Annotated in this window: 13 protein-coding genes and 2 pseudogenes; 3 read left to right on the plus strand and 12 right to left on the minus strand. The window is 68.6% G+C overall.

Annotation, left to right across the window (positions count from 1 at the left end; genetic code table 11):
- The first annotated feature begins 142 nt into the window (after positions 1–142).
- Complete coding sequence (locus tag V6S85_RS11880; RefSeq protein ID WP_116490034.1) at positions 143–1,066, plus strand: LysR family transcriptional regulator; 924 nt, start codon at positions 143–145, stop codon at positions 1,064–1,066.
- A 65-nt stretch (positions 1,067–1,131) separates the two neighbouring features.
- Here the strand turns inward: V6S85_RS11880 and V6S85_RS11885 are convergent, their stop codons facing one another.
- A complete protein-coding gene (locus V6S85_RS11885) occupies positions 1,132–1,410 on the minus strand; it encodes a hypothetical protein (RefSeq protein ID WP_133244937.1) in 279 nt (92 codons plus the stop codon).
- Positions 1,411–1,477: 67 nt separating this feature from the next.
- The gene (locus V6S85_RS11890; protein ID WP_116490036.1) at positions 1,478–2,272 is read right to left on the minus strand and encodes an alpha/beta fold hydrolase; all 795 of its coding nucleotides are present in this window, start codon (positions 2,270–2,272) and stop codon (positions 1,478–1,480) included.
- Positions 2,273–2,428: 156 nt separating this feature from the next.
- On the opposite strand from V6S85_RS11890, the gene V6S85_RS11895 reads away from it, so the two are divergent.
- A complete protein-coding gene (locus V6S85_RS11895) occupies positions 2,429–2,917 on the plus strand; it encodes a MarR family winged helix-turn-helix transcriptional regulator (protein WP_116490037.1) in 489 nt (162 codons plus the stop codon).
- 76 nt (positions 2,918–2,993) lie between these two features.
- Here V6S85_RS11895 and V6S85_RS11900 read toward each other — a convergent pair whose 3' ends face one another.
- Both V6S85_RS11900 and V6S85_RS11905 read right to left on the minus strand, forming a co-directional pair.
- Positions 2,994–3,782, minus strand: a complete 789-nt coding sequence (locus tag V6S85_RS11900) for an SDR family oxidoreductase (RefSeq protein WP_116569757.1) — start codon at positions 3,780–3,782, stop codon at positions 2,994–2,996.
- Entirely contained in the window at positions 3,779–4,108 is a 330-nt protein-coding gene (locus V6S85_RS11905) for a nuclear transport factor 2 family protein (RefSeq protein ID WP_116569758.1), read from the minus strand. The genes V6S85_RS11900 and V6S85_RS11905 overlap by 4 nt, the downstream gene beginning before the upstream one ends.
- Positions 4,109–4,158: 50 nt before the next feature.
- Here V6S85_RS11905 and V6S85_RS11910 point away from each other — a divergent pair, with 50 nt between their 5' ends.
- The gene (locus V6S85_RS11910) at positions 4,159–5,160 is read left to right on the plus strand and encodes a LysR family transcriptional regulator (protein WP_243410667.1); all 1,002 of its coding nucleotides are present in this window, start codon (positions 4,159–4,161) and stop codon (positions 5,158–5,160) included.
- A gap of 223 nt (positions 5,161–5,383) precedes the next feature.
- Here the strand turns inward: V6S85_RS11910 and dnaE2 are convergent.
- The 8 genes and pseudogenes from dnaE2 to V6S85_RS11945 form a co-directional block, all read right to left on the minus strand.
- Positions 5,384–5,805, minus strand: a pseudogene (gene dnaE2 / locus V6S85_RS11915) (error-prone DNA polymerase); the annotation flags it as partial.
- A gap of 13 nt (positions 5,806–5,818) precedes the next feature.
- Positions 5,819–5,959, minus strand: a pseudogene (locus V6S85_RS26595) (TraR/DksA C4-type zinc finger protein); the annotation flags it as partial.
- A 235-nt stretch (positions 5,960–6,194) separates the two neighbouring features.
- Entirely contained in the window at positions 6,195–7,205 is a 1,011-nt protein-coding gene (locus V6S85_RS11920; protein WP_116569759.1) for a zinc-dependent alcohol dehydrogenase family protein, read from the minus strand.
- Positions 7,206–7,255: 50 nt separating this feature from the next.
- Complete coding sequence (locus V6S85_RS11925) at positions 7,256–8,206, minus strand: alcohol dehydrogenase catalytic domain-containing protein (protein WP_116569760.1); 951 nt, start codon at positions 8,204–8,206, stop codon at positions 7,256–7,258.
- Entirely contained in the window at positions 8,203–8,463 is a 261-nt protein-coding gene (locus V6S85_RS11930) for a hypothetical protein (protein ID WP_133244828.1), read from the minus strand. Before V6S85_RS11930 ends, V6S85_RS11925 begins: the two co-directional genes overlap by 4 nt.
- Positions 8,464–8,587: 124 nt before the next feature.
- On the minus strand, positions 8,588–9,547 hold the full coding sequence (locus V6S85_RS11935; protein ID WP_334349020.1) for a quinone oxidoreductase family protein: 960 nt from the start codon (positions 9,545–9,547) through the stop codon (positions 8,588–8,590).
- 61 nt (positions 9,548–9,608) lie between these two features.
- Positions 9,609–10,055, minus strand: a complete 447-nt coding sequence (locus tag V6S85_RS11940) for a DoxX family protein (RefSeq protein ID WP_116569763.1) — start codon at positions 10,053–10,055, stop codon at positions 9,609–9,611.
- Positions 10,056–10,181: 126 nt separating this feature from the next.
- On the minus strand, positions 10,182–11,816 hold the full coding sequence (locus tag V6S85_RS11945; RefSeq protein WP_116569764.1) for a GMC family oxidoreductase: 1,635 nt from the start codon (positions 11,814–11,816) through the stop codon (positions 10,182–10,184).
- Between the last annotated feature and the right edge of the window lie 5 nt (positions 11,817–11,821).

Genomic DNA, 11,821 nt, shown 5'->3' on the forward strand with positions numbered 1-11,821 from the left:
GTGGTCGGCCGGAGCCTTTGGCGGGGCTTTGCGCCCTCGTGTCGCCGGCCGCAGGTCGCCACGGTCCAGGTTCAGACTCGATTGACCGCGATTTAGAACCAACGTCAAATAATGAAAGTGGGTCTTATCATAGGTTCAATTTATGGCTGTTGACGCCGGACAGATCGCCAACCTTTTGGCGATCGCCAAGTATGGCTCGTTCACCCGGGCCGCGGCGGAGAAGGGCATGTCCCAGCCGGCGCTGTCCAATAGCATCGCCCTGCTGGAGCAGCGCCTGGGCGTTCAGGTGCTCGAACGCAGCCGTCGCGGCTCAAGCCTGACGGCCTATGGCGAGATCCTGGTCCGCCGGGCCGAGGGGGTGTTCTCGCTGCTGTCCGACGCCGAGACCGAGGTCAGGCACTACGCCAACGGGATCAGTGGCCCGCTGCGGATCGGCGCGACGCCCAGCGTACTGGCCGATCTGGTGCCCAAGGCCCTGGGGCGGCTGGTGAGCGAGTGCGGGGCGGTCGATATTGAGATCGTCGACGATCTGGACGACGCCTTGGTGCCCATGCTGCGCGCTGGCCGTATCGACATCATCGTCGGCCCGGTTGCCGAGATGTTCCGCGGCGCACCGGACGTTGTCGAGGAGGTGCTGCTGGAGGATCCCTTCGCTATCGCCGCTGGCCCCCTGAGCACCTTCCATGGACGCAAGAGCCTGACCTTGCCGGAGCTGGCGATGGCGCGCTGGATCCTGCCACGCCAGGGCAGCACGTATCGCCGCCACGTCGAGGCGATGTTCATGACCCGCAATGTGGCCTGGCCCAAGGACTGCATTCTGGCCAATTCGCTGAGTGTCCTGGAGAGCTTGGTGCGCACGACCGATCGGATCACCCTTATCTCCGAGGTCCAGATCGGCGCTGCGGGTGAAGGCTTCTCTGTCATTCCGCTGGAAGGCGCGGGTCATCGGACCATCGGCTTCAAGATGCGGGCCGGCGCCAAGCCCACCGCTCTCGTCACCAGCTTCTGCGAGTCGTTGCGCGAGGAAGTAGCGACGCGGTGGAGCCCGACGGGCCGGTTTGAATAATCGGCCGACCGTATCGCAATGTCGGCAATTGGCGCGTCACGGCCTCAAACCACACGCGCTGAATGCTATTCGTCGAACGCGAGCGAGGCGGACAGATCGCGATGGGCCTCTATCTGCTGTTGAAGGGTCTGCAGCTTGGTCTCGACCGCGGCCATGGCGTCCGCCCCCGCCACGAAGCGAAGCGGCAGATCGCCGGAGTCCGAAAGAGTCACCAGAGCGCCCGCGAGCTTGGCCGGGTCGCCGCCCTGCAAGCCGTTCATGCCCGACCAGGTCGTCACCGTTTGAGATGTTCGCTCGGCGAAGTCAAAGCCCGTGTAGCCGCCGCCGTTTCCAGCCGTGTTCACGGCCCAGCCGCCGGCGCGTCTGGCGCGCCGGCGGCTGGCCCATCGGGCCCCGTAGTCGGTCTAGGTCCTACTTCGCCTTGGACAGGGCGGCCTTGGCGGCCTTGTCGATCACTTCGGCCACCGCTTGCGGCCGGCTGAGGAAGACGACGTGGCTGCCCGTAATCTCCACGGCTTGCGCGCCAATGCGGGTGGAGGTCTTGCGCAGGAGCTTGGGATCTATTGCGCCGTCCTCGGTCGCCACGACGAACCAGCTGGGTTTCACGCGCCAGGCGGCCTTGGTGACCCTGTCGCCGAAGGCGGACATGGCGATCGGCGCCTGGCTGTCGCGCATAAAGGCCGCGTCGGCGTCATTGATGTCGGCGGCGAAGCCAGCCTTGAACTTGGCGAGGTTGACGAAGCCGAAGCCGTCCGATTGCTGCTCGATCACGAAGCCAGGAGGGGCGGGGACCTCGGCAAACTGGTCCCCGGTCGACTCACCGGCGTCAGGCGCCAGGGCGGCGACATAGACCAGACCCGCGACCTTGGGATCGTTGCCGGCCTCGGTAATCACTGTGCCGCCGTACGAGTGGCCAACCAGGATGGTCGGACCGTCCTGGCGGGCCAGCACGCGGCGGGTGGCGGCGACGTCGTCGGCCAGCGAGGTCAGCGGGTTCTGGACGATACTGACCTTGTAGCCCTGGGCGGTCAGTCGGTCGTAGACCCCCCGCCAGCCCGAGCCGTCGGCGAAAGCGCCATGGACAAGGACGACGTTGTGGACGGCGGGCGCATGCGCGTCGTGCGAGGCGTCGGCTTGGGCATGAGCGGCGCCGGCCAAGCCCGTCAGGGCGGCGGCGATGAGAAGGGTGCGCGCTTGGCGGATCATGGAATCCTACCTGTGAAGAGTGGTGTTCGTGGGGATATTGCGATAAAAGTTATTGCGATAAGTATCTTTTAGCGCTCGCGCACGCGGTCGTCCAGTGGAAAGTTATCGCGATAGCAATTTCTCGGATTGGGCCTATATGGACAGGAGGAGACCGTCATGAACCACAGCCCCCCGCCTCCGCTCGACGACCAACTCTGCTACGCCATCTACTCGGCAGGCATCGCCATCCAGCGCACCTACAAGCCCCTGCTCGACGCGCTCGGCCTGACCTACCCCCAGTATTTGGTCCTCAATCTGTTGTGGGCCGAAGACGGGCAATTGGTGGGGCGGCTAGCCGATCGTCTGGCGCTCGAATCCAGCACCCTAACCCCCTTGCTCCAGCGTCTTGAGGCGGCGGGCCTGGTGAACCGGACCCGCGACCCCGCCAACGCCCGCCAGGTCATTGTCGCCCTGACGGACGCCGGACGGGCGATGCAGCAGGAGGCCGGCTGCCTGGGCGCGGCCTTGCTCGAAGCCTCGGGCCAGTCGCCTGACGCCCTCAACGACCTGAATGACAAGGTCCGGGCGCTGAGGAACGACATATACGGCGCCATCGGCGGATGGGGGACTGGGACGTCCACCGCCAAGGCTGATGAACGACCGTGAGGCAGAGTTCGAGGGCGCTGGGCGTTGTCGGACATCTGTCCATGCCTGGCCTGCGCGGCCAGGCATGGACACGCAATCAGACGGTCGGCACTGTGCCGCCATCGACGACGAACTCGGCGCCGTGGATCGCGGCGGCGCGATCCGAGGCCAAGTAGGCGATGAGGTCGGCGACCTCGATCGGTTCGGCCCCGCGACCGATCGAAATGCCGCCAAGGCCCTGCAGGACCAGTTGGCGCGCGTCCTCGATCGTTCCGCCATTGGCGTCCTGCAGACGCTTGAGAAACACGCCGGTCGACTCCGTCATGATCCAACCAGGCGACACGGCGTTCACCCGCACGCCCTTGGGGCCCAGCTCCTTGGAGATCGACTTGCTGTAGGTCCTGAGCGCGGCCTTGGCGGCGGCGTAGGCCGTGGTCGCCTCGGGAAGCGGCAGCACAGACTGGATGGACGTAACGTGCACGACCGCCCCGGCGCCGCGCTCGATCATCTGCGGGATCAGCAGGCGATCGAGGCGGACCGTGGCCAGAAGGTTCAGGTTGAGTTCGGAGAGCCAGTAGTCGTCCGTCAGGGCGACAAAGCCGCCGCCCGGCGCCGACGAGCCGCCGACCACGTGGGCGAGGATGTCGATCCCGCCCAGGCGCTCGAGCGCCGCCCTGGCGAAGGTTTCCCCGCCCCCGGCCGTCGTCAGGTCCGCCTGGACGAACTCGACGCCGTCGATGGGCTCCAGGCTTCCGCGGGCGGCGGTGATCACCCGGGCGCCGCCGGCCAGGAAGCGGTCGACAGTCGCGCGACCCAGGCCCTTTGAGCCGCCGCTGATGAGCACGCGCTTGCCGGCGAACTCGGTCGGATCTGCCTTGAAGGTCATACGGTGATCTCCAGGGCCTTGATGCCGCCGTTCTCCAGCGTGAAGCGGTAGGTGAAGCGGATCGGGCTGCCTGGGAAGTCACCGTGGGCGGGGCCTTCGACCACGACCTGCCCGCCCTCGTACCGGGCGGTGTCGGGCATGAAGATCGCCTTTACGGGGACCACTTCGTGTTCGAACAGGGACCTCAGTTCGGCGTGCCCGCGAAGCACCGCGCCATTATCCGTGACGACGGCGTCGGCCGCGAAGGGCTTCAGCATGGCGTCCACATCGAGCTGGGCGTTCGCGGCCACATAGGCGGCGATCGGAGATGGAAGGTCGAGCGACATCGTCTTTGTCCTGCTTTCAGCGCTGGCAGCCAGGCCGGCTGGAAGTGCGCTTGCCAGACAAGTTAGACGTCGCCAGTTTGCGTGATAATCCGGTCAATCAGGGACGCTTCATCACGAAAGGCAGGACAATGGTCCAAGGCAGCCTTACCGAACTGGACGCCGTCCTGATGGTCGCCCGACGGGGCAAGTTCCGCACGGCTGCGCTTGAGCTAGGGATGTCGACGACTGCGCTCAGCAACGCGATCGTAAAGCTGGAACGCTCGCTCGGCGTACGGCTCTTCAACCGCACGACGCGAAGTGTCTCCCTGACCGAGGCTGGCCAGCAATTCGTTGCGCAGGTCGCGCCCGCCGTGCGCGACATTCACGAAGCGATGGACATTGCGCGCTCCCAGAAAACGGCCCCTTCGGGCACGCTGCGCATCAATGCCTTTCCCACAGCGGCGCGGGAAATCTTCTCCTGGCTCGTCCTTCCCTTCCTGCGCGTGCACCCGCAGGTTCACATCGATATCGTCACGGAGGGGCGCCTCGTGGACATCGTCGAGGGCGGCTTCGACTTCGGCGTTCGCAGCGCCGACCTTGTGCCCGTCGACATGATCGCGCTCCGGCTGGGCGGCGCGCGGCGCAATGTCGTGGTTGGCTCACCGGGCTATTTGAAGGCGCACGGGACGCCCGTGATCCCCCAGGACCTGGCGGAGCATTCCTGTCTCCGCGTCCGGCTTCCCAACGGCGCGATCTACCGCTGGCCGTTCGAGAAGGATGGACAGTCCGTCCAGATCGACGTCGAGGGCGCCGTTACTCTCGACGAAGCGAGCCTCGCCCGCACCGCAGCCCTGGCCTCCGTGGGCCTGACCCTGGCGATGGAGTCCGATGTGCGAGACGACATCGAGGCTGGCCGCCTCGTGCGCGTGCTCGAGGACTGGACGCCAAGCCTGTCACCCTTGAGCCTCTATTATCCGAGCCGGCGCAATCCGACCGCCGCGTTCAAGGCGTTCGTCGACTTCGCGCGGCGCCATAGTGGAACCAGCGACGCCCTTAGGCCGTCGATAGGCTGAATCTCGCGAGCCCCACACGGGAGGTTAGAAGCCCGCTCGGCGCGGCAGACCGGCTCACGCGTATGAACGTCTAGAGCCGCCGATTATACGCCGTTGTTCGCCGAAATGGCCCGCAGCAGCTCGACTTTGCAGCCGCTGACGCGCAGGCCCCCCTCCGAGGACACCTCGACCCGCTGCGCAACGGCCTTCAGCAGATCCCGCCGATAGCCGCCGTTTTCACTCCGACCTTCTCCTTGCCCTCGCGGCGGCGCAGATAGGGGTGGACCATGTCGCCCTGGATCGGCCTGGCCGCACGATCACCACCTCGATGACCAGGTCATAGAACGAGCGGGGCTTCAGGCGCGGCAGCATGGCCATCTGCGCCCGGCTTTCGATCTTGAAAACGTCCAGGGTGTCGGCCTTGCGGATAATCGCACAGGTGCGCGGGTCCTCGGGCGGGATCGTCGCAAGATCCAGGTTGATCCCCTTGTGATCCTTGAGCAAATCCAGGCCGTGCTTGAGGCAGGTCAGCATGCCCAGCGCCAGGACGTCGACCTTCATGAACTTCAGTTCGTCGATGTCGTCCTTGTCCCATTCGATGATCTGGCGGCCGTCCATCCGCGCCGGTTCGATCGGGACTAGCTCGAGTCCGCCGGGCGAGCGCGCAAAGCAAGGGCCCTCAGCGAAGCTGGCTGTCCTTGCTGCCCCGGCGATTGACGCCGCCGATCACCACGCGCCGGTCACGACCCGACTGGCAGTCGATGCAGGTGCGGGCGCTGGGCAATGCGCGGCGGCGGGCCAGCGGGATGTCCTCGCCGCACTCGACGCAAAAGGCCGTGCCGTCGCCTGCCGCGGTGCGCGCGCATGCAGCACGCCGTCGGTGATCGTGTCTTCAATCTGATCGAGACCCCCCGTCCTGCGTCCAGCCGCCGGCCATGCCGTGTTCAATCTCCCGTCTTTACAGGATTTTAGATAGGAGGTTTGAGGGCCTTGTCGGCGCCGGCGCAGATTGCCGCGGCGCGGCCTGGGGGGACGCGCCATGGACCGCTGAGCGGTCAAAAGGTCAGGTCGACGCCGACCTTTCCGAAGTGGCCGCCCGCCTGGATCAGGCCCAGGGCCTGGCCAAGCTCGGCCACCGGGAACACCTGGTCGATGACGGGCGCCAGGCCATTGGCGTCGATGGCCTTGATCATCTCCTTCTGGTGGCGGGCGCTGCCGACCGTGACCCCCTGCAGGCGGATCTGACGCGCCATCAGCGCGGCGTTCGGGATCTCGCCGGAGAAACCCGTCAGCACGCCGATCAGCGCGATATGCCCGCCCAGCCTCGTCGCCGCGATCGACTGGCCCAGGGTGGCGGGGCCGCCGACCTCGATCACGTGATCGACGCCGACACCGTCCGTCCAGTCCAGGATCGAGGCGCTCCAGTCGGGCTGGCGGCGGTAGTTGACCCGATGATCTGCGCCCAGGGCGCCGATCCGCGCGAGCTTGTCGTCGGACCCGGAGGTCGCCGCCACCTGCGCGCCCATCATCCTGGCGAACTGCAGGGCGAAGACCGAGACCCCGCCCGTGCCCAGCACCAGCACCCGGTCGCCGGGTTTGACGCCGCCTTCCACCAGGGCCCGCCAGGCGGTCAGGCCGGCGGTGGTCAGGCTGGCCGCCTGCAGGGCGTCAAAGCCCTTCGGGGCCTGGGTGAAGAAGCTGGCCGGCGCGGTGACATGGGAGCGGGCGTAGCCGTCCAGCCCATCGCCCGGGGTGCGCGAGAAGTCGGCGACCGGCGGGCGGCCGTCTCGCCAGTCGGGGAAGAACAGCGAGACGACCAGGTCGCCCACCGCCAGGTCCGCGACCCCAGGCCCCACCGCCTCGACCCGACCCGCCCCGTCCGAGAGCGGGATGCGGCCCTGCGCGGTCGGCAGATAGCCCAGGGCCACGGCCAGGTCGTGATAGTTCAGCGAACTGGCCTGCAGCCGCACGACGATCTCGCCAGGACCCGGATCGCGCGGGCGTCCCAGGTCGACGGCGCGGATCTGGTCGAGCCCGGCGGGCTTGGAAAGGGCGAGCGCGTTCATGGCGTCTCCTGGGGCGGGTCTGGCGTGGAGGCTTGGGGTGTGACGCGCGCCTAGGGCAGGAGCACGCCCGAGCCCAGGAGGGTGCGGTCGGCGATCGCCCGATGGGCCTGGGCGGCCTGGCTCAAGGGGAAGGTGGTGATGTCCAGGGTCCCAAACACCCCGCGCCGATAGGCGTCGAACACCTCGGCGGCCGCGGCCGCCAGGCGATGGCCCACCGACTGGCCGGTGCTGCCGCCCCCGGTGCGAACGCCCCGGGCGGCAAGCGCGGCGGTGTCGAAGCCGGGGGCGCCGGACGCCGCGCCGATGGTGATGATCGCCCCGCCGTCGGCCACCGCGGCCTGGCTGGCCTGGGCCACCGCCTTGCCGACGAAGTCGTAGACGACGTCGACGCCGCCAGGGGCCAGGGCGCGGATCGTCTCGCCAAGGTTGGGATCGTCCGAGGCCAGGGCGTGATCGCTGACCGCAGCGACCCGGGCGCGCTTGACCGGTGAGCCCGTGCCGATGACGGTGGCGCCCAGGTCCCTGGCCCAGGCCGCCACCAAGGCGCCGACCCCGCCCGACGCGCCCTGCACCAGGACGACATGGCCCGGCTTGACCGGGAAGAGATCCTTGACCGCCATCCAGGCCGTCAGGCCCTTGGTGATCAGGGCCGCGGCCTGGAGGCTGGGCAGATCGTCGGGCAGGGCGATCAGGACGTCGGCGGCGACCAGGCGTTCGGCGGCATACGCTCCCGGCGCGAAGAAGTAGCCGACCCGGTCGCCGGGCTTGAAGCCGGTGACGCCTGGGCCGACCGCGTCGATCACGCCGGCGGCCTCGACGCCGGTGACGAAGGGCAGGGGCGCGCCGAACGCACCGCTGCGGAACATCGTGTCGACGAAGTTGATCCCGATGGCCTCCTGGCGCAGGCGAACCTGGCCGGCGCCCGGGGCGGCGACGATTTCGTCCTCGAGGGTCAAGACGTCGGCGGGGCCGGTGGCGTGGAAACGGATGACGGCGCTCATGGGTCGATCTCCAGGGCGGACGGCCGGTGGCCGCCGGTATGGTTGGATGGGTGGGCGTGCAGCGCCGGGCCGTGATGGCCGTGGACGCTCAGGGCGTGGTGGTGAAGCGGTCGCTCCTGGGGGCTAAGGCCCCGCAAGGCGTCCCAGCTCGCCGCGCCCGCGCAGATCTGGTCCAGGCGCCGGATCAGGGCGCGAAGGCGGTGGAGGAGGCGGGCCGGCGCCAGGCGGGCGAGGGGGCGATGGTGAAGGTTGCACATGACGAAGGTCCTGCGGGAGGCCCCAGTGGTCCGGGGCGACCCCTGTACTTTGACCTCAAGCGGTGGTGCGAAATAGCCGAATAAGATCGACCCATATGATCGATAAATTCGAGCAAGGAGCCGGTCAGGCGGCTGGCAGGAGCACCGGCTTGGCGTCCGCCGTTCCGGCCGCGACGGCCTCGAAGGCGGCCCTGGCGTCGTCCAGGGGCCAGGTGCGGACAGCGGGCGGCTCGAAGTGTCCGCCCTCGAACCCGCCGCGGACGGCGTCCAGGATCAAGGCGATCTCCTCGCCGCTGAGCTTGGCGGTGTCGAGGCCGACCAGTTGCAGCCGGGCGTGGTAGAAGTCGGCCAGGTCGAAACTGACGCGGCTGGAGCCCACGCTGGTGATCGCCACCTGCCGGCCCCCGCTGGCCAGGGTCCTGAGCGCCGGCTCGAACAGCTCGCCGCCGACGGCGTCCAGCACCAGGTCGACGCCGCGCCCGCCGGTCAGGCCGCGGGCGGTCTCGACCAGCTCTTGGCGGCGAAGATCGATCAGATGGTCGGCCTTGCTGGGGCGATCGCTCCGGTCCGCGCTGATCACCTTGGCGCCCTTCCAGTGGGCGATCTCGGTGGCGGCGCGGCCGACCGCGCCCAGGGCGCCGGTGATCAGCACGGTCTGGCCGGCTTCGACGCGGCCGGCCGTGACGATCGCCGACCAGGCGGCGACATAGGGCGCGCCGACCGCGGCGGCCTGCGCCATCGACAGGGTCCTGGGCTTGTCGGAGAGCCAGGCGGCCGGCACGACGGCGAACTGGGCCATCGCCCCGTCGCGTCGAAAGCCAAAGCCCGCGCCGCTTCCCCACACCTCGCGCCCCTCCTGGCCCGCGCCGGCGACGACGAGGCCGGCGAAGTCGCGGCCCGGCGTGCGGGGGGTGGTGGCGTTGAACAGGCCCGAAACGATCTTGACGTCGCTGGGGTTGACCGCGGCGGCGTCGATGCGAACCAGGACCTCGCCGGGATTGAGGGCGGGGACGGCGACATCGCGCAGGCTCAGCGCCGAGGGCGGGCCATAGGCCTCGAAACGAACGGCTTTCATCGTCGACATGGCGAAGACACTCCGAAGGAGAGGCGGAGCCGGAGGCGCAGAGCCTCCGGCCCGGTGGGGATCAGCGGGCGCGCAGGGCGTCGAGGCTGAAGCGACCGCCGCCGAAGGCGACCACCTGCAGCAGACCGCCGGCGATCGAGACGTTCTTGAGGAAGTGGATGAACTGGTTCTGGTCGCCCAGGGCGTTGTGGAAAGTCACGGCCGTGGCGATCGAGAAGCCGGCCAGGGCCAAGGCCACCAGGCGCGTCTGGAACCCCAGAACCAGGGCCAGGCCGCCGACGATCTCGGCGAAGATGGCGCCGGCATAGGCTACTTCGGGGAAAGGCAGGCCGACCGACTGGATGTAGCCGATGGTCATGGCCGGGGCGGCGATCTTGCCGACGCCCGAGATCAGGAAGAGGCCGGCCAGCAGCAGGCGGCCCAGCGCGGGCGCGGCGGCGATCGGAAAGGAGGCGGCCAGCTTGTCGGAATACGAAGCGGTCGAACGCGAGAGAGCAGTGTCGGTCATGGTCTTGAAGTCCCTTGGTTGCTTGCGGCTCCGAAGCGGCGCCGCCGATGAATGTGACTTTGCCGTCGCCCTGATCTTCGGAATAGCCGAATAAGATAGAGCGTTATGGACAGGTTTTTGGAACAATCAGGTCATCCGGGCGGCCAGGTGCTCGGCCACGGCGATGGTGGCGATGTTGGTGGCCACCGATACGGTGTCGGGGAAGATCGAGGCGTCGATGACCCGCAGGCCCTCCAGGCCCAGAACCCGGCCCTCGAGATCGACCACGGCCTTGCGATCGCCGCGCCGGCCCATCGGCGCGCTGGAGGTGGGATGGTGATAGGTGTCCAAAGTCGTCCTGATCGATTGCGCGATGGCCGCATCGCTCAAGGCTGACGGCCCTGGCGAAAGCTCGGTCTGGATCAGGTCGGAGAGCGGGGCGGTCTGGCCGATCCGGCGGGCGATCTTGACGCCCTCGAGCAGGCGGGCGCGATCCTGCGCCTCGCCCAGGAAATTGGGATCGATCCTGGGCGCGGCGGCAGGGTCCTTGCTGTCGAGCCAGATCCGGCCCGTCGACGCAGGCTTCGTCATGGCCACGGCCAGGACGAAGCCGACCCCGGTTGGGCTCTGGTCGTGCGGGAAAAGGTGGGTGGCCGTGACGTGGAGATCCAATTGGTCCGGGGCGGCCAGACTGGACCGGGTCCATAGCTTGGCGCCGATCGCCGGCGAGGCCGCGCCGATCCGATCGGGTCTGGCGGCATAGGCGTTGTAGTAGAACGGGTGGTCCTTGAAGTGCCGCCCCACCGGAAGGTCGGCGACGACCGGGATCGACAGGGCCGCCAGGTCTCGTGCAGGTCCAATGCCCGAGCGCAGCAGGATCGCGGCGCTGCCATAGGTCCCGGCCGACAGGATCACCTCCTTGGCGCGGATGTCCTCGCCGCTGGCCAGGCGCACGCCCACAGCGCGCCCACCCTCGAAGATCACGGTGTCGACCAGCACCTCGCCGCGGATCGCCAGATTAGCCCGCGCCCGCACCGCGTTGGTCAGGAAGGCCATGCCGGTGTTGACCCGCACGCCGTTGACGATGTTCATCCGATAGGGGCCGACCCCGTGCGGGTCGGGCCCGTCGAAATCGGCGACGGCCGCAAAGCCGTTGGCGCGGGTGGCGGCGATGAACGCCTTCTGCATCGGCGTGACGTCGTCGTGGGTCAGTTGTCGCACCGGCAGGGGACCGTCGAAGCCGTGCAGGGCCGGGTCGCCCTGGTCGGCCGACTCCAGCCGTTTGAAGGCCGGCAGCAGCTCCTCATAAGACCAGCCCGGCAGGTTCCAGTCTCGCAGATCGGCGCGGGTGGGCCGAATGGCGACCGCGCCGTTGACGCCCGAGCTGCCGCCCAGAACCTTGCCGCGAACGGCCCCGATTGGGTGGCCGACATAGCCGGGCTCGGTCCGAAAACCCCACTCATGACCCGTATCGCCGCCGAGCCGGTCGCTGGCGGCGATCACCGGCGGATAATCCCAGGCCGGATAGGCGCGCCCGGCCTCGAGCAGCAGCACGCGGCGGTCGGCCCGTTCGCTGAGCCGGGCGGCCAACACCGCGCCAGCCGAGCCGCCGCCGACGATCAGCACATCGATCGGGCCTGAACCCTTGCGGGGCGAGCCGGACCCGGCCTGGGCCTGGGCCGACGGGGCGCGCAGCGGGCCAGAGCCCAGGGCCACCGCGCCCAGGACGGCGCTGGCCAGGACCTGGCGTCGCGCCGGTTGCGGATGATCGGAGTTTGCCATGGACA

Origin of the sequence: Caulobacter sp. CCNWLW153, from assembly GCF_036889365.1 — a bacterium.
GTDB classification, from domain to species: Bacteria; Pseudomonadota; Alphaproteobacteria; order Caulobacterales; family Caulobacteraceae; genus Caulobacter; species Caulobacter radicis.

Coding starts and splice junctions, on each gene's coding strand:
- V6S85_RS11940 (WP_116569763.1), bottom strand. CDS start 10,055: ATGACCGACACTGCTCTCTCGCGTTCGACCGCTTCGTATTCCGACAAG.
- V6S85_RS11930 (WP_133244828.1), bottom strand. CDS start 8,463: ATGTGCAACCTTCACCATCGCCCCCTCGCCCGCCTGGCGCCGGCCCGC.
- V6S85_RS11880 (WP_116490034.1), top strand. CDS start 143: ATGGCTGTTGACGCCGGACAGATCGCCAACCTTTTGGCGATCGCCAAG.
- V6S85_RS11905 (WP_116569758.1), bottom strand. CDS start 4,108: ATGTCGCTCGACCTTCCATCTCCGATCGCCGCCTATGTGGCCGCGAAC.
- V6S85_RS11890 (WP_116490036.1), bottom strand. CDS start 2,272: ATGATCCGCCAAGCGCGCACCCTTCTCATCGCCGCCGCCCTGACGGGC.
- V6S85_RS11945 (WP_116569764.1), bottom strand. CDS start 11,816: ATGGCAAACTCCGATCATCCGCAACCGGCGCGACGCCAGGTCCTGGCC.
- V6S85_RS11935 (WP_334349020.1), bottom strand. CDS start 9,547: ATGTCGACGATGAAAGCCGTTCGTTTCGAGGCCTATGGCCCGCCCTCG.
- V6S85_RS11900 (WP_116569757.1), bottom strand. CDS start 3,782: ATGACCTTCAAGGCAGATCCGACCGAGTTCGCCGGCAAGCGCGTGCTC.
- V6S85_RS11895 (WP_116490037.1), top strand. CDS start 2,429: ATGAACCACAGCCCCCCGCCTCCGCTCGACGACCAACTCTGCTACGCC.
- V6S85_RS11925 (WP_116569760.1), bottom strand. CDS start 8,206: ATGAGCGCCGTCATCCGTTTCCACGCCACCGGCCCCGCCGACGTCTTG.
- V6S85_RS11920 (WP_116569759.1), bottom strand. CDS start 7,205: ATGAACGCGCTCGCCCTTTCCAAGCCCGCCGGGCTCGACCAGATCCGC.